Below are 16,743 nucleotides of genomic sequence, written 5' to 3'. Positions count from 1 at the left end.
TAGCACTTCCAACTAAGACTTATCTGCTCCAAGCATTTGACAGTTTTTCTGCCTGCTTAAGCACCAACTCAACGGCATCAACTGCTTTATCGGGCGGGTATTTGTAGCGTTGCAATGTCCTACGTACAAGAATCTTTAGTTTAGCACGAACACTATCCCGCACTTGCCAATCAACCGTGGTCGATTTTCTGAGTTTGTCAGTAATTTCGACGGCAATCTTTTTAAGGATCTCATCACCAAGTTCACGTACTGCACTTTCGTTGTTGGCTAGAGCATCATAAAACGCGATCTCATCTGGATTTAACCCCAGTTCAGCCTCGCGCATCATTTCTTCCTGAAACTCTTTGGCCATTTGAATAAGTTCTTCAATGACCTGAGCTGTTTCAATGGCGCGGTTATTGTACTTTCTAAGCGTTTCTTGCAAGCGGTCTGCGTATTTCTTCTCTTGCACAACGTTATTACGTGTTTTCGCTTTAATGTCATCCTTGAGAAGTTTTTCAAGTAACTCAACGGCGAGGTTGCGCTCCGGCATCTGTCGCACGTCTTCTAAAAACTCATCCGATAGCAAACCAATATTGGGCTTGTCCAAGCCACAAAGTGCGAACACGTCAGCAACGCCTTCGGCGATCACTGCGTTATCTAGGATCTGTTTCAGTGCCGAGTTCTTTTCTTCCTGAGTGCGCTTTCTATCTACGCTGGTAAATTTGCTGATGGCGGCCTTAATAGCTGAGTAAAAGGCGATTTCTTTCCTTAACTCTTTAGCCTCATCCAAGGTACTGCATAGTGAATATGATTTCGTCGCCGCCAGTACTAAGTCTAAGAAACGCTTTTTACCATCCTCCAAGCCAAGTACATAGTTAGCGGCAGGCACCAAGAGTTTGTGCGCTTGTGTTTCATACCCCGATATGTTCAAACCATCGGATTTTGGTGTTTTACCGAACATGCCACGGATAGCATCAATTTTTTCTAAAAGAATGGAAAACGCTTCTTCTGCATTGAGTGTTGGCTCGCCTTTACCTTTAGAGTCTGTATAGGTTTTTAATGCTTGCTTAAGTTCATTGGCTATACCAATGTAATCAACAACTAGACCGCCTGGCTTATTTTTAAACACGCGGTTAACCCGAGCAATCGCCTGCATCAGGTTATGACCTTTCATCGGTTTATCCACGTACATAGTGTTACAACAAGGCGCATCAAACCCCGTTAACCACATGTCCCTGACAATGACCAACTTCAGAGGATCATTCATATCTTTAAAGCGCTTTTCTAAGCGCTTTTTGGTTTTTTTGTTATAGATATGGGGTTGCAGCAGTGGCTTGTCCGAAGCTGACCCTGTCATCACAATCTTAATCGCCCCTTTTTCAGGATCATCCGAATGCCATTCTGGGCGCAGTGCAACAATCTCATTATAAAGATGCGCACAGATATCACGGCTCATGGCCACTATCATAGCTTTACCATCCATAGTGGCATTGCGTGTTTCAAAGTGCTCGATCAAGTCAGCCGCAACTTGGCTTAATCTAGGAGTCGCACCAACAAGCTTTTCAAGACGGCTCCATTCCCCTTTGGTTTTCTCGCGGCTGCTGACGTCCTCTTCGTCCTCGACCACTTCATCCACTTGATCGGACAACTCAGCGATTTCAGCGTGGTTCAAATCAAGCTTTGCCAAGCGCGATTCATAATAAATAGGCACGGTTGCACCGTCATCTACTGCATCTTGAATATCGTAGATAGACACAAAGCCACCAAAAACGGCGCGAGTGTCTTTATCTTCTTGTGAAATAGGTGTGCCAGTAAAACCAATAAAAGAAGCATACGGAATGGCATCGCGCATATGCTTGGCGTAACCAAACTTATATTGGCCATCGGCACTTAAGGTGGCTTTTAGGCCATATTGGCTGCGATGTGCTTCATCTGAGATAACGACAATATTGTGTCGAGAATTGAGAACTGGATGATGTTTCTCGTCGTCAAGCAGAGCAAATTTTTGCACTGTGGTAAAAATGATACCGCCGGACTCTCTTTCAGCTAATAACTGTCTTAACGCATCTCGGTCAGATGCTTGAACAGGCGTTTGCTTCAAGAGCTCTACCGCGTTACAGAAGGTGGCATAGAGCTGGCCATCTAGATCATTGCGGTCGGTAACGACAACCAGCGTTGGGTTATTCATTGCCTTTTGCTGAAGCAACATTCCGGCATAGCAACACATTGAAATACTTTTGCCGCTGCCTTGAGTGTGCCAAACCACACCGGCTTTTTTACTACCAGGTACTACCTCATCGGCATAGGTTGCCCGCTTCTCTGTTACGCCATCAATTTGCTGCGCCGCAATGACTGTCGCCTTTACCGCTTCACGCACGGCATGAAACTGGTGGTAACCCGCAATTTTTTTGATTATTTGCTCGCCGTCTGTTTCAAATAATACAAAAAATCGTATGTAATCCAGCAGCAACTGACGATCAAAGAAGCCCCGAACCATGGTTTCTAATTGCCACTCCAATAGCGGTTTATCGTTTTCATTTTTAATAGTGCGCCAAGGCATAAAACGCTCTTGGTTAGCAGTTAGAGAGCCTACGCGAGCAGTGTAACCATCACTGACGACTAACGCCTCATTGAAGATGAAAAGGTCTGAGACTTCATCTTTATAGGTTTGCAGCTGATTAAAGGCATCCCAAATATCGGCATTTTCATCGCTTGGGCTTTTCAGCTCAAGCACAGCAATCGGTAAGCCATTAATAAAGCAAATCACATCAGGCCGACGTGGCTGTTTAGTGCCAGTAATCGTGAACTGATTAACGACTGAAAAGGTGTTGTTGTTTAGGTTATCGAAATCAATGATAAAAGCATGTTCTGCAATTGGTTCGCCATCGTCTTTTTTGTATTCAACGGGGACACCCTCCAATAACAACCTGTGAAATGCGCGGTTATTGGTGATCAAATCCAAGCTTTCAGGCTTTAAAACAATCGCCTTAAACTGATCGAAGCAATTTTCAATCTGTTGCTCTGGTATATGGGTATTTATTCGCTCAAAAGCTGTACGCAACTGACCATTTAACACAACTTGGCTAAAGTCGTCTCTCTGGGGATATGGACTATCTGGTGCGATATCTGCACCGTTAAAAACTTCCCATCCGCATTCTTCAAACCATCCAAGGCACTGTAACTCAAGCTGTTCCTCATTCATTTAAGCTTCCTTCTTTGTTTGCTTTTTGAAACAGGTTTAACATTGAGTCACCAATAAGTTCTTTCGTCGCTCTAGTGAAATTATTGATAAACCGTAAGCCCTCTTGAAAAGATTGTGTATCCTCCTTTGTGAGGTTGAGCACCGGAAGTGTTATTTCAAGGTCCAAAAACTTTTCGGCAGGAGCTCTTCTCCTCCGTTTAACGGTACCAACTGATATACCATCATATTTGTTAAGCATTAGCTCACTTTTAAGACAAATTCCTATTAGTGTTTTATCGAAACCAGGTTTAATCTCAAATACTTCGTATGCTGGTGAGGTGATCCCCACCTCAACGATCCAGCACTGATCTATCGAACCAGCCCATAACAAGTATGGGTTATAAACAATGTATCCTTCCTTCACTATTTTATATTTAGCTGTATTTTCAGTCGCTACTCGACTAGCAAAACGATCACGCTGAAAGATTAATCCTGTCGTTTCAGTGCAAGTTAATACTTCTGGCTCTTCTCGTTCGCCTAACTTTTCAGTCGATTTTTTAAGAATCTCTGAGAGTCGGTAGGTTTTCTTTTCAATTTTAGGATCGTTATATAACTGATTAACTTTGTTTATCATGGAGCTGATTTTTTTCATATGGCTATCTATAGCAGATATATCATTTTTTATTTTTGTGAATTCATCTGCTAAAGAAACGCTTTGTGCCCCAGAATTAGTGAAATTAAGATAGGCCGAAGGGAAAAGAGATGCTCCGTTTTTAAGAACCTCGGCAGTTGAAGTCGAATTTGAAAAATCATTCTCTGGAGAAAAACTTTCTCGATCATCTAGCCATATTCTGTATGCGGATGAAATTTTTCCTATTGCGCCATCCTTGAGTTTGTTTGAGGTTCTGCTAATCGCATCTGCTTGTTTACTGGCGTCAATAAAAAGTATTTCTTTCCGATTCTTTTTATTCTTGTTCAAAATCCAAATGCATGCGCCGATTGGAGTTGATGTAAAAAGCTTATCTGGGAGGTTTATTATGCAGTCTACAAGATCATTCTCAATTAGCTCTTTTCGTATTTTACTCTCACTGCTGTCAGATGACGCAAGCGACATATTTGCAAGAACGATAGCTGCTTTGCCAGTAGGTGATAAGTGATAAAGCATATGCTGAATCCAAGCGAAGTTTGCATTGCTTTGAGGCGGAACACCAAATTTCCACCTGACATCATTTTCTAGAGATTTTGACCACCATTCTTTTATGTTGAATGGAGGGTTTGCCATGACGAAGTCAGCTCTTAAATCTGGATGTTGGTCATCGGTGAAACTATCAGCATTTTTCTTACCAAAATTAAAATCTATACCCCTTATTGCCATGTTCATGGCAGCTAGTTTCCATGTAGTTGGGTTGCTCTCTTGACCATAGACAGAAATATGCTTTTTCTGTTCCGATGGGTCATAGTGTTTGTCTTTGGCATGGCTTTCGATAAACTTTTCACTCGATACAAAAAAACCACCAGAACCCATTGCGGGATCGAAAACTCTCCCCTTGAAAGGTTGGAGCAATTCGACTATCAAATCGACGATATTCTTTGGTGTATAGTATTGACCGCCTTGTTTTCCCTCTGCCAAAGCGAACTGCCCTAGGAAATATTCATATACATGCCCCAGAATATCCTTGCTATGTAAATTTAGTTTATTCCCGTCAAACTCCGGATTTGTAAAACTTGTATCAGAAAAATTATTTATAAGACCAATCAACTTATCATTGTCAACGTTATGAGAGCTAATGCGATTAACGATTCCCTTTAAGCGTTTATTTGAACGCTCAACCTCATCAAGGGCATTATCAATAAGCCAGGATATTGAGCGAAGCTTTACCTCATTGAGCTTATCTTCACCATTTTCGTTTACGGTTTCAGTCCAAAGAGTGGTGCCAATAGGGAGGACACAGCTCTTTCGTATAAATTTCCACCTTGCGTGTTCTGGAACCCAGAATATATTCTTTTCTTGATAATATTCGTGAAGTTCTAACTCTGTGTTTACTGCTTCGTTGTATTCTTCATCAGAGTCGTAATCTTCACGAGGCATGAAGTAAATGTTGTCGTCGCTATCGTCTTGAGTAAACAACTGCCGTAACTCTTGTTGGCGCTCTTCAAAGGCGTCTGACACGTACTTTAGAAAGATGATCCCTAGCACGACATGCTTATAGTTAGCGGCATCGAGGTTGTTACGTAATCGATCGGCTGCCGACCACAACTTTACATCGAGTTCTTTTAAAAACTGCTGTTCTGAATTATTCATGTTCTTCCCTATGCTGTGACGCTATCGAAACCAGGCGCAATCGCAAGGTTACCGACACCGTATAAAGTTTGATAATTTTTTAACCATAAATGAAATTCGGGTGTTTTTAGCTGAGCCGCTTTGGAGCAATCGACGTTCCAAAGCCGAAGCAAATACCCAGCGGTTGCAGCTCTAATCTCAACCTTTAGAACGCCACCCGTCATGCCATAGTCCAGCTCTATCGCTTCGCTGTGCTCAATACGTGGGTGTGGCACTAACTCAAGCTCTACAAATCTGTTCCATTGCCGGTCTTGGGTTTCGAGCTCCGTTTCAGACAAAGTGGAATCTTCAAGCACAACCGCAGCTTTAATGCGGGTCAATACAAAGTCACGGAACTCACCATGCTTGCGGTCAAAACCACGAACATGCCAACGCAGGCCATTGTCCACCAGCGTATGCGGTACAATTTCACGCGTTGTTTCACCGCTCGATAACGACACATAGGTGATACTCAAGGCTTTGCCTTTGTGGATGGCCTCGGTGACTTTCGCTACTATCGATAAACTCGGCTTGTTAAGGTGATAAGGCGCTTCACAAGCCAGAGGTGGTTTTACCTTTCCAGTGAAGCCATCGCCGTAGCCTTGGCTAATGGTTGCCAGAGTTCTCACAACGTCGTAGTCGAACAGGGGTTCAAATGCTTCACCACGCTTGTGCAACTTGAGCTTTTGGTCATACTCAATATTGCCTGGCGCAAGCTCTCTGTACATGGTGAAGTCTTTCGTTGCTTGTGCGGCGGCTATACTGAAGCGATCGACTAAATCCGCCCGTACCGCTTCGCCCTTAAACAATAAGGTGAAATCGATGTGGGCAATGCGATCCCTGGTTGCTTGTGGCAACTGCGCTATCTGCGAAAGCCTATCTGGCTTCGCCACTACCGTTTGTTTCAGACCATCATTTGTCATGCGTCTTGTTTATCCAATTCAACCAGATTCTTAAAACTCTGTTTATAAAGTACGGTCAGACATCGCGTAATCACATTGAATAGTGTCACTCAATGCTACTCTTTATCCGCAATGACTTAGCAATCTCTACCGGTTGAAGCTGGACAGATGGCCATAAAACACTGAATAGGCTTCAACCTAATTAATTTTATTAGGTATCATCCTATCACAAATTATTTTGTAGGGAAGACTAAGCGGCAACTTTTTGATCTGGATTGCAATTGCCGCTCAGGTATCGGTGTGCAGACCTTGTTTCATGTTATTGATGATGGCCTCTATTAATGCGCTACCAGAACCAATGGCACCACGATGTTACCGCGATGAGATACCCCTTTGTCCGTCTCTGTAGACATCAGGACTCGTTGCTCACTCTCCCGAATGCGCCTAGCAACTTCTGCCTGGGCTGGTAGCAATGGCAGCATCCCTTGCGCAATCGCGTCCGGTGCAGACTCTTGGCCACAGGACATCAAGTGCTTCCATGGATCTTTAAGAAAGCGCTCGAACGTGATGCCAAATTCAATGATGCGGGCAGAGACGAAGATTTCGCCCCAGTATTCAATGTAGGTGTCTTGGTACATGGAAAGATTCCTCTTGTTGGTTAAACCATGAGTTCACTTTCCATTTTCCAGAGGTTTTCAAATATGCAAGGCTTACCTTGTAGAGAGCTACAAAGCTTTAAATCGATTGCGGGCATCTTTGTAGTCATAGTGGGCATGTTCTGAGCCACGATGATACAAATCATCCAGGTATGTTTGTTCCTGCGGCAACTCGTCTTCGCTGATTTCGCGCCACCAATGTTTGTTAGCACCTTTAACACCGTCATGCCAGCGGTAACCACGCTCTTTTAAATAGTCCTTTACGTCAAACGGCGCACCAAACGCACGAACTAACACAGTTCGCCTGTCTGCTTCAGACAACAAGTTTGCAACGGATTCGGGCAACAAATAGAATAACCAGGCCATCGCCAAACAATCGGTTGCAGCTCGGTGTCCTTCATAAAACCAACCTAAGCGAAGCAGCAGGTACTCAAGCTTTCGACTTTCAAAGCCGAGCGCCTTCCAATCTATGCCACTGGCTGAACAGGCCCAAGATAGATGTCCTAATGCAGCAAACCGCTTTTCAAAGAAAGGACGATCAAACTGTGCATTGTGTGCAACCACCAGCGGATCATCGGATAACCAACTCGCTACCAGTGAATCATCAATGTGCTGGCCTTGCACCATCTCATCGGTAATGCCGGTTAACTCGGTAATCAGCTTGGGGATTGGCTTGCCGGGATCTTCATACAAGCTGATCACATCAACAATCGACACAATCCGCTTAGCCGAGGGGCTGTAAAGCACCTTAACCATACCAAGCTCAATAATGATCTGTACCAGCAAAAGTGGACACTTCACTAAGCACTGTTTTTCAATTCAAAATTCTCTGGGCTGAGATAGCCAAGAGCACTATGCCTTCTGGTCTTGTTGTAATCAACTTCAATGTACTCAAAAACGTGCTGGCGCATGGTTTCCCGATCCATAATTGGCTCGTCGTTGATCGCTTCAACTTTCAATGAATGGAAGAAGCTCTCTGCTACTGCATTATCCCAGCAGTTACCTTTGCGGCTCATGCTTTGCACCAATTGGTGCTTTTTAATCAAGTCACGGTAATCATGTGAGCAGTACTGGCTGCCGCGATCACTATGAACGATCACCGATTTAGGGAAACCGCGACGGAACAAGGCCATGTTTAGTGCGCTGCATACCAGATCTGCGGTCATACGATTACTCATCGACCAGCCAATCACTGCACGCGAATACAGATCAATGATTACCGCCAGATACAGCCAGCCTTCGCTGGTCATCAGGTACGTGATATCACCGACCCATTTCTGGTTCGGGCCTGTTGCGCTAAAGTCCTGCTCAAGCAAGTTTGGGGCGACTGGCAGCGAATGCTTGCTGTCAGTCGTCACTTTAAACTTGCGGGCTGCTTTAGCGACTAAGCCTTGGCGTTCCATGCTGTTTAGTATGGTTTTTATATCCGGCTTATTGCCATGCTCAGCAAGGTCTACCTGAATACGTCTGGAGCCATTACGCGCTTTGGCGTCGTCAAACGCCTTCTTTATCAGCACATCACGTTCGGCACGCTTCACAGCCATTGGGCTTGGAGTCAGCCCAGTTTTACGCCAGGCATAATACCCACTACGCGATACCTGAAGCACCGCCACCATTCTGATTAACGAGAACAGATGTTGATGCTCCAGAATAAACTCAAACCGGGCTACTTTTGGTTTTTCGCGAAGTAGGTGGCCGCCTTTTTTAAGATGGCTAAATCCTCTGCCTGCTCAGCCAATTGGCGCTTCAAACGGGCAACTTCAGCAGCAAGCTCCGACTCTCGTTCACTGGTGGTAGACTTTTTCTCGGCCGCAGTACGCCAATTATATAACTGAGATTCGTGCAATTTTAATTCTCTGGCAGTGGCTGCAACACCAATCTTATCAGCCAGTTTCAGAGCTTCAGCTTTAAATTCAGCGGTATGGATTTTGCGGATTTTCTTTGTTGACATTATTCACCTCGTTAAGCGATTGTACTCACTTAGCAAAGTGTCCAAAAGTGTTGGTACGGATCATACCATTTAGGCATTGGTCAATTAAATTACAAGCGTGATCACCCGGCCCACCGGTTAGCCAATTTTCTACATTTCCCGCTATTGAAAAACGGCCAAGCGTTGCGTTATCAATACCATTAACTTTGCATGGTAATTTATGTAACGAGATCCCATAGTAGCCCATACCTTCATGACAAATTACCCAAGGTACGATGCCGTGTGATGCGTAAAAGCGGCGACAAAGCTGCGAAGCAAGAAACCAACTTAAGCCCCAAGAGTTTTTCGGCCCTTTTATTGTTCGCCATTGTTCAAAAAGAGAAGGTAGTTCCATCTGTTTTACTCCTGTATAAACTATTACAGCGATTCGAACGGCCACATAATTAAGAGCGCTAATTTAAACCATAACAAACCATTCGCATAGCTAGGCAATAAGCAGCGTAAGAGTTTTTTTAAGCAGCATCAGGCCTAAGCTTTGCGGGTTACGCAAAGTTAAAACGAGCCAAGAAACATTGGCTTTAAAAGCGATTTTGCAGAGTATATTGCATCACGTACAGCAAGCAGCAAACGCTACTGGGCGGGGAGTTGAATAGGAATGATACAAGGATATTCAGCGCAAAAGCGCGTTTAATCGATCTGGTTTTATCTGGTTTGTTGCTAGCCTGCGCATATGCTTCAACGACGACACCTTAACCAGGTGTTTGCGGCTTTAACCCCTGCAGCCGCCTGCTGCTGTTCATTCGTCACTTGCTCTGCCGCATCTTGATAAGCCGTTCGGTAACGCGCAAGCAGTTGCAGTTGCTCATAACGGTTATGTACCTGCAGGTGCTTACAAACAAAACGCACATCTTCATAAGTTAACGCTAACCCTTGCAATAATGTTGAAGCAAGGGTCTGTGTGTCTGCATGGATGAGCCAGTTAAGGATGTCTGTTTTTTCTATTTTAGCCTGTTGCAGCAGCGTCATGGAAAATGCTGATGCGCCTAATCGCAGGGTAAGTGGCGGCTGCAGTGTAATGCTGCAACCGCTCCTTGCTAACTCAAGTACGATGATGGGTATCATGCTTGGTCACTCTGACAATTGATGGAACTCGCCTGCAATAATGTTGTTGCTGATGTCGTGCATGTCGTCATGTCTTGTATGGTGCGTCTAGTCACGACATCACGACTTGCAAGACTTGGTTGCAGATCTTTTCTTTCAATGCGCCAATTTACATGACTACCGACTTTACCCAACGAACGACACTCAATACCAAGCTGGCGTAGCGCCGCTCCTGAGCGCCTCAGCGTATCACCAAGCCCTTTTGCTGTCTTTGGCCAAGCATCTACACCAACAGGTTTGAAGACGCTTAAAGCCAGCATAATGTCTGACAAGGGCCCTTCAAGTAAGGCACTTTTCTCCATTAAAGCCACCACGGCGACACACACTGGGCTAGCTTCAATAGTTCGGCTGACAATTTCTTTTCGCTCTTGCAGGTAATGCTGCAAGAAATGATTTTGATCGTTGTATAGATGCCCTGTTATTGCCATCCCTAACAAACAGTACTCCAGCAACCTAGGACGATTTTCATCTGGTAATTTGACAGTGGGTATTTGCTTCAACGCTGCGCAGGCAAGACTTAATAGACAACCAAACAAACCTGGCCAAGCTTGTAAAAACAGTTCGTTTTGCTCTCGCTCAATAGCACGACTTTTGATGACCGGACATTCAATGCTTATGGTGCGGTCTACTAAGTCTTGCTGGGTAACGCAAGCAGATATACCGTTGATCAACCAAGGGCGTTTAACGTTGATAACATGCTCGTCACTGTCAGTATAAAGTTTACGTTTAGCATAGCCCGCTCCGGTCGTCAGTACGCAGAGCGTATCTTGCATACCATTTGGTAGATGGCTCAGATTTTCATACGCCACAAGATGATTAACACCAGCTGTTACAAAAATATCCTCGTTGTTTTTAGGTGCACTGCGCAAGTTGCATGAGCTTGGATCAATCAGTTGCCGTGCGATATTTGCCGTTGAGCTTTTACCACTACCCTGCTCACCAATCAGTTCAAGCCCTGGGTATACCGTGTCAGGTCGCCAGGCATCGATAACCCAAGTGACAAATAACATACGAAGCCGCGGCGGGATATTACACACTTGCCATAGTATGTTTAAATTACCACCTACTTTAGGTTCAGGTAGCGCCTGCATGGCATCGGTGCGTACAAAATCGACTGGGGGTTCATTGATCACTTGCCAGCCAGTTGCGTTCCAACGCACTGCACGCGTGCTGTTGCTCTCGCATAAATCGATATAGTAATCGCCCGCATGTACTGCAACCCGGCAATGCACTTGGCGCATTTCACGATCACAGCGTGCAATAGCGCTTAGCTGGTTTATCACTTCGGAAAGGTTTTGTGAACGCAGGGCCTTGTCGAAAGTTTGATGAAACGACGCAGATAAAAAGTCTTTAAATGCCTGACTCGTTAAGCGCCAAACATAACCGTTGCTTAACCGTTTCGCATAACACGTTTTGTTATTGTCATGGAACAATTCAACTTGCTCCAGTGCGAATGTCAAGGCTATATCAAGCTGCGATTTACGCTCTTCAGCCTCTGCCTCAACAGCAGGTACTAACTCAAGTGGGGGTATTTTTAGGGTATTGGCCATTAGACACCCCCATGCTGCTGCAGTAACCAAAGATACAGATCACTAAAGTCCGTTAGATCCAGTGGTGCATCAGCCGGCCAACTTGGTTTAAAAAAATCACCACCAACAACTTGTTGTACCTGCTGCGCATAATACATACCGGGATTGCCAGTAGTTTTTCGATCGTCATCAGGGCAGATAATCAGTTCACTTTTCGGATATCGGGTAGTAATTGCCTTTGCGACAGGCATAAGGTTTACAACCGACATAGCACAAAATACTGGCATACCGTACCACTGATGCAAGGTTGCGCCCGTGGCCCAGCCTTCGCATAACATCATTTTGGGTGCATCGGTTATCTCACCAAAACGGTAGTAGCACCCCTTTGCTTGACCATGCTTTAAATACCGTTTTGCACCACAGGGAAAGATACGTTGCAGGTTAACCAGTTTATCATCGCGGTAAAGCGGTATGAGCAACTGATTGTTGATGGTTCGCAAATCGTAAGGCGGTAAATGCTTCTTAGCCAAATATGCATGCTCTGGGCTTGCCGGTTTTGCATTAGCCCAAAGACTCTGTGCAGCTAACGCGGCTAACTCATTGCGAGCAGCTGTGTCGGCTGAATGCGCTCTACTTTGCTCTATCAATAACTTCTTAAACGGCTTAGTGTTTTTGAAGTCTGATTGACGCAGATCCGTATAATAATTCTGACCGCGGCGCCAACTACCAAAGACTGCATAACTGCAAGGCTGTGGGTAATACACATACCAACAAGCTTGATTGCCAGTTCGACCCGCTGGATCATCTAGGCGATGGATATTGCCGTCGGCAACAAAATGATGATCAACCGGACCAAAGACTTGGGCAAAAGCAATTGCAAGGCTATTGCTATTTACGATGGCCGAAGGCTGTTTGCTGTTACAAAGCGCTAACTGATTGAAAGCTTTTTTCTTTGGATTTGAATGATTAAGAGACATAGCCAACCCCCTATACCTGATCATCATTAGCAGCAGAACGACACTGCTCAATCCATTGGTCTATTTCAGATTCCAACCACCCTACACTCTTTCCGCCAAGTGACATGGGCTTTGGAAAAGTACCGTCTTTGATGCGATTGTAGATGCTGGCCTTGCAAAGGCCGACCTTCTGCTGAAGTAGCGACATACGTAAGATACGTGGTGGAACGTAGTTTGATATTTTCATAGATAGCCCCCGATGGCTTGGTTTGGATGACGGGGGTTATGGTGAGGAATTTAACAGGGCTTGTGGCGCGGTTAACGGGAAAAATTTTCTTAACCGCGCAGCTAATCCTTAACCGCGCGGTTTATCTCGCTGTATATATACCTTTTGCATCAATTCCTCAAATGCTCTTTGTGACATTATGTTGGCATCTATAGTCGGTTCATTTTTCAGAAATTTCTTATGCAAATCTGTATATAGCCTCGTCGATTGATTGAGCATTGGGTCATCATATTTATATACCAGCTGTAACAACCCATAAATAAGCTCAGCAACAGTGCCCGTTACTCTTTCATTTACTCTTTGCTCATTTTCAAATTGTTTAGCTTCGCGCACAAAATTTACCTGATCATCTTCAGCATCTTTGTTAGCAAAAACGTTTTTGCCTGTAAGGTGTTCAAAGACCTTAAGAATTTCGCTGTCAAATATAATCATCTGCTCAATCCCTAATGAATGCTCAAGCCTGATTTTTATGTCAGTAGGTTCCTTCATTAACAGGCTATCTATTGCATAAATTTGCGTAGTCGTTGAATTTTGTTCGCCAAAATATATTGGTCTTAAATCCCATTCATTTATTACCCAAAAGCCTTTGGCGAAAGCAAGAACGTCGATTTTTGAATTATCTTGCGGAACATCCTTACCGGCATTAAAAAATTTAAAATCCATAATTAAACTTTTTTCTTCGTAAGAATTACCTAACTTGAAATGTGTAAATGAACCAAAAATTTTGTTCTCGAAACCTTCATGAAGTTTAACTATCTTTTCATGTGACAAACTGAAATCTTGTAAAACAACGTGGTTTAAATAAACGTGAAGCTTAATGTTATGGGCTATCGCAAAACTCAGTAAATCTTCAACCTCTAGTTGTATATCCGTGAATTGATTTAGCAATCGTATTGCTCTATCCAACTTACAAAATTGAAAAGGCACTTTAAAATTTTTGTTGGCCATTGATTATTATCCAAACTTTGCATTAATAACATTACCAGTAAGGGCTGCAGCTTTTAGCTCATCCAAATAATCCGCCCAACGCTGCATCATTTCAAAGCGTTGCAGTAAATGCTTGGTGCGGTTGTAAGCTCGGCCATTAGCATCTTTAACGGAATGTGCGAGTTGTTGCTCAATCCATTCCACTCGGTAGTTGAGCACCTCATCTAGTAAGTTTCTAGCCATGGCACGGAAGCCATGGGCGGTCATATCATCGTTACCATAACCCATGGTTCTTAAGGCCACTCTGACGGTATTCTCAGACATTGGCCGCCCCATACCGCGGTTTGATGGAAAGACATATTTGCTATGGCCACTGATTGGCTGCATAGACTCCAGCAACTCGATAGCCTGGGTGCATAACGGAATAATATGTTGCTGGTGGGTTTTCTCGGCGATGATCTCTATCCGTTTTTCATCCCAGTTGACGTTGGCCCACTCAAGGGCACGCAGCTCGCCAGGGCGGCAGAACCATAGCGCAGAACACTTAAGCGCAGCTTGTACCGTGTAAGAGCCATGATAACTGTCGATGGCAAGCATTAAGCCACCAACCTGCTTTGGCTCCGTTATGGCTGCAAAGTGGCGTTTCTTCGGTATTTGCAGTGCACCTTTTAAATCAGCAGCAGGATCATGCTCTGCCCGGCCGGTGATAATCGCGTAACGAAATACTTGGCTAGCAGTTTGTTTGGCTCGACGAGCCGTTTCGACAATGCCTTTAGCTTCCATTTTGCGCAGCGCATCAAGCAGCATTAAGGGTGTTATATCTTGAATGGGCTTACGACCAATAAAAGGAAATAAATAGGTATTTAAAATGCTTTGCGTGCGAGCTTGATGGGTAGCGCTTTTTTCTGCCATGCGAGCAGCAAACCATTCGCGTGCAATCAGCTCAAAGCTATTCTCGGCTGAAAGAGTACTACTGAGCTTCTTTGCCTGTTTCTCTGCGGAGGGATCTATGCCCTTAGCTAATTTGTTGCGGGCTTTATCACGTATTTCGCGTGCATCTTTTAAGCTGAGATCCGGGTAAGCACCAATGGCCAGCGCTTTTTCTCTACCATCGAAACGGTATTTTAGGCGCCAAAGTTTGCCACCGGATTTGGTCACCAACAAAAACATGCCACGCTCATCACTAAGCTTGTAGTCTTTCTCTTTTGGTTTGGCTTTATCGACCTGAAGTACTGTCAATGGCATAGCATCCCCCTGAAGCCTTATCTAATGCAGTCTGAGCAGACATTGGGGGTATGCATTTCCATATTTCAGCTGCAAACCCCCAATACACCCCCACAAAATGGTGGTTCTTGTTGGTTTAAGATAGACCAGTTTGAACTTTATGCAAACAAAAACCCCGCAATTACGCGGGGTTGTAGGCCATTTTAGACTTGGCTAGTCTTGAATTTGGCGGAGAGAGAGGGATTCGAACCCTCGTTAGGGATTAACCTAAACACACTTTCCAGGCGTGCGCCTTCAGCCACTCAGCCATCTCTCCGGAACTTGCGTTACAAGCGCGGCTATACTAGGGAAAAAGGCCGCGCTTAGCAATAACTAATTGGTATAGCACAAGCTTATTGCCGCTATTTTGGCCAATCCCTGTGTTACAAAAACTAAGCGTTACCTTTTACTACGGTTTTTTGTTCTTTAGCAAAATTTAACATACGATCTAGCGGCAGTAATGCTCGCTCACGCAGTTGCGCATCAACAAAAATTTCATGGCCAGTAGGCTCTAGTAGCGCTTCCTCAATCGCTTTTAAACCGTTCATTGCCATCCAAGGGCAATGCGCGCAGCTGCGGCAAGCTGCGCCGTTACCGCCGGTTGGGGCTTCCATAAACGTCTTGTTTGGCATTAACTGTTGCATCTTGTAAAAAATACCGCGGTCAGTCGCCACAATAAAGATGTCATTCGGTAAGGTTTGGCTAGCTTTAATCAGCTGGCTGGTCGAACCGACAGCATCGGCTAACTGCACCACGCTATCGGGCGATTCAGGGTGTACCAGTACGGCGGCTGTTGGATATTGTTTTTTCAGCTCAATTAACGCTTTGGCTTTAAATTCGTCGTGTACAATACAGGCACCGTTCCACAGCAACATATCAGCACCAGTTTGCTTTTGCACATAAGCGCCTAAGTGCTTATCAGGGCCCCATAAAATTTTCTTACCCTGGCTGTCGAGGTAGTCCACCACATCTAAGGCAATAGAAGACGTGACAACCCAATCGGCACGGGCTTTAACGGCCGCAGAGGTGTTAGCGTATACCACAACTACGCGGTCAGGGTGGGCATCGCAAAACGCTGAAAACTCGGTCGCTGGGCAGCCTAAGTCTAACGAGCAGGTCGCTTCCAAGGTTGGCATAATGACCGTTTTTTCTGGAGTAAGAATTTTGGCAGTTTCGCCCATAAACTTAACGCCAGCCACCAACAAGGTTTTTGCAGAGTGCTGATTACCAAAACGCGCCATTTCTAAAGAGTCAGATACACAACCACCGGTTTCTTCGGCCAGCGCTTGAATTTCTGGATCGGTGTAGTAATGCGCCACTAACACCGCATTTTTTTGCTGCAATAAGGTTTTGATCCGCGCTTTGTAAGCGGCTTTATCGTCGTGACTTAATGGCACAGGCTTTTTCGGGAAAGCAAAATCTTGCTCTGAAAAATACAACGGCTGATCCATAGAAGATACTCAGTAGCTGGTCAAGGCCGCGTATTATATAAGGCATAACATAAAAAGGACAGTACAGATGTGCGAAGCGATTAGGTGGTTTACGTTGAGAGTCTGAGTAGGCTAGGTATTTGCGAAGTGGTGGGTCGTGCTGGATTCGAACCAGCGACCAATTGATTAAAAGTCAACTGCTCTACCAACTGAGCTAACG

At 44.7% G+C, this 16,743-nt stretch carries 13 protein-coding genes, 1 tRNA gene and 1 pseudogene; all 15 read right to left on the bottom strand.

Features of this window, described 5'->3' with window-relative positions:
* Window positions 1-19: 19 nt before the first annotated feature.
* Window positions 20-3,184: a type I restriction endonuclease subunit R gene (locus tag ORJ01_RS11630; RefSeq protein WP_306178164.1), complete on the bottom strand. Its 3,165-nt coding sequence runs from the start codon at window positions 3,182-3,184 to the stop codon at window positions 20-22.
* On the bottom strand, window positions 3,177-5,465 hold the full coding sequence (locus ORJ01_RS11625; protein ID WP_306178163.1) for a class I SAM-dependent DNA methyltransferase: 2,289 nt from the start codon (window positions 5,463-5,465) through the stop codon (window positions 3,177-3,179). The genes ORJ01_RS11630 and ORJ01_RS11625 overlap by 8 nt, the downstream gene beginning before the upstream one ends.
* Window positions 5,466-5,473: 8 nt before the next feature.
* Window positions 5,474-6,406 carry a WYL domain-containing protein gene (locus ORJ01_RS11620; RefSeq protein ID WP_306178162.1) on the bottom strand — a complete coding sequence of 311 codons (933 nt, stop codon included), beginning with the start codon at window positions 6,404-6,406 and terminating at the stop codon, window positions 5,474-5,476.
* Between the two features lie 317 nt (window positions 6,407-6,723).
* Window positions 6,724-7,023, bottom strand: coding sequence for a hypothetical protein (locus tag ORJ01_RS11615; RefSeq protein ID WP_306178161.1), 300 nt, complete (start codon window positions 7,021-7,023; stop codon window positions 6,724-6,726).
* An 87-nt stretch (window positions 7,024-7,110) separates the two neighbouring features.
* Window positions 7,111-7,812 (bottom strand): annotated as a pseudogene (locus ORJ01_RS11610) (3'-5' exonuclease); the annotation flags it as partial.
* Between the two features lie 29 nt (window positions 7,813-7,841).
* A protein-coding gene (locus ORJ01_RS11605) for an IS3 family transposase (protein ID WP_306178160.1) occupies window positions 7,842-8,992 on the bottom strand; the annotation gives its coding sequence in 2 pieces (ribosomal slippage) (window positions 7,842-8,752 and window positions 8,752-8,992; 1,152 coding nt in all).
* 25 nt (window positions 8,993-9,017) lie between these two features.
* The gene (locus tag ORJ01_RS11600; protein ID WP_306178159.1) at window positions 9,018-9,365 is read right to left on the bottom strand and encodes a hypothetical protein; all 348 of its coding nucleotides are present in this window, start codon (window positions 9,363-9,365) and stop codon (window positions 9,018-9,020) included.
* 341 nt (window positions 9,366-9,706) lie between these two features.
* Entirely contained in the window at window positions 9,707-9,997 is a 291-nt protein-coding gene (locus ORJ01_RS11595) for a hypothetical protein (RefSeq protein WP_306178158.1), read from the bottom strand.
* A 92-nt stretch (window positions 9,998-10,089) separates the two neighbouring features.
* A complete protein-coding gene (locus ORJ01_RS11590) occupies window positions 10,090-11,682 on the bottom strand; it encodes a hypothetical protein (RefSeq protein ID WP_306178157.1) in 1,593 nt (530 codons plus the stop codon).
* Window positions 11,682-12,638 carry a toprim domain-containing protein gene (locus ORJ01_RS11585; RefSeq protein ID WP_306178156.1) on the bottom strand — a complete coding sequence of 319 codons (957 nt, stop codon included), beginning with the start codon at window positions 12,636-12,638 and terminating at the stop codon, window positions 11,682-11,684. The genes ORJ01_RS11590 and ORJ01_RS11585 overlap by 1 nt, the downstream gene beginning before the upstream one ends.
* Window positions 12,639-12,648: 10 nt before the next feature.
* Window positions 12,649-12,864 (bottom strand): AlpA family transcriptional regulator, encoded by a 216-nt coding sequence (locus ORJ01_RS11580; protein ID WP_306178155.1) that lies wholly within the window; start codon window positions 12,862-12,864, stop codon window positions 12,649-12,651.
* Between the two features lie 108 nt (window positions 12,865-12,972).
* Window positions 12,973-13,851, bottom strand: a complete 879-nt coding sequence (locus tag ORJ01_RS11575; protein ID WP_306178154.1) for a hypothetical protein — start codon at window positions 13,849-13,851, stop codon at window positions 12,973-12,975.
* Window positions 13,852-13,857: 6 nt separating this feature from the next.
* On the bottom strand, window positions 13,858-15,075 hold the full coding sequence (locus ORJ01_RS11570) for an integrase arm-type DNA-binding domain-containing protein (protein ID WP_306178153.1): 1,218 nt from the start codon (window positions 15,073-15,075) through the stop codon (window positions 13,858-13,860).
* A gap of 205 nt (window positions 15,076-15,280) precedes the next feature.
* A tRNA-Ser gene (locus tag ORJ01_RS11565) sits at window positions 15,281-15,370 on the bottom strand.
* Window positions 15,371-15,485: 115 nt separating this feature from the next.
* Complete coding sequence (gene nadA, locus ORJ01_RS11560; protein ID WP_306178152.1) at window positions 15,486-16,544, bottom strand: quinolinate synthase NadA; 1,059 nt, start codon at window positions 16,542-16,544, stop codon at window positions 15,486-15,488.
* Window positions 16,545-16,743: the final 199 nt, after the last annotated feature.

This window comes from Alishewanella sp. SMS8 (assembly GCF_030737935.1).
GTDB classification, from domain to species: Bacteria; Pseudomonadota; Gammaproteobacteria; order Enterobacterales; family Alteromonadaceae; genus Alishewanella; species Alishewanella maricola.
This window is presented reverse-complemented; position numbering and strand designations above follow the sequence as displayed.

What these genes read in the sequence shown, in the direction of transcription:
- ORJ01_RS11625 (WP_306178163.1), bottom strand. Translation starts at nt 5,465, where the DNA reads ATGAATAATTCAGAACAGCAGTTTTTAAAAGAACTCGATGTAAAGTTG.
- nadA (WP_306178152.1), bottom strand. Translation starts at nt 16,544, where the DNA reads ATGGATCAGCCGTTGTATTTTTCAGAGCAAGATTTTGCTTTCCCGAAA.
- ORJ01_RS11615 (WP_306178161.1), bottom strand. Translation starts at nt 7,023, where the DNA reads ATGTACCAAGACACCTACATTGAATACTGGGGCGAAATCTTCGTCTCT.
- ORJ01_RS11620 (WP_306178162.1), bottom strand. Translation starts at nt 6,406, where the DNA reads ATGACAAATGATGGTCTGAAACAAACGGTAGTGGCGAAGCCAGATAGG.
- ORJ01_RS11630 (WP_306178164.1), bottom strand. Translation starts at nt 3,184, where the DNA reads ATGAATGAGGAACAGCTTGAGTTACAGTGCCTTGGATGGTTTGAAGAA.
- ORJ01_RS11590 (WP_306178157.1), bottom strand. Translation starts at nt 11,682, where the DNA reads ATGGCCAATACCCTAAAAATACCCCCACTTGAGTTAGTACCTGCTGTT.
- ORJ01_RS11595 (WP_306178158.1), bottom strand. Translation starts at nt 9,997, where the DNA reads ATGACGCTGCTGCAACAGGCTAAAATAGAAAAAACAGACATCCTTAAC.
- ORJ01_RS11580 (WP_306178155.1), bottom strand. Translation starts at nt 12,864, where the DNA reads ATGAAAATATCAAACTACGTTCCACCACGTATCTTACGTATGTCGCTA.
- ORJ01_RS11585 (WP_306178156.1), bottom strand. Translation starts at nt 12,638, where the DNA reads ATGTCTCTTAATCATTCAAATCCAAAGAAAAAAGCTTTCAATCAGTTA.
- ORJ01_RS11600 (WP_306178159.1), bottom strand. Translation starts at nt 9,365, where the DNA reads ATGGAACTACCTTCTCTTTTTGAACAATGGCGAACAATAAAAGGGCCG.
- ORJ01_RS11575 (WP_306178154.1), bottom strand. Translation starts at nt 13,851, where the DNA reads ATGGCCAACAAAAATTTTAAAGTGCCTTTTCAATTTTGTAAGTTGGAT.
- ORJ01_RS11570 (WP_306178153.1), bottom strand. Translation starts at nt 15,075, where the DNA reads ATGCCATTGACAGTACTTCAGGTCGATAAAGCCAAACCAAAAGAGAAA.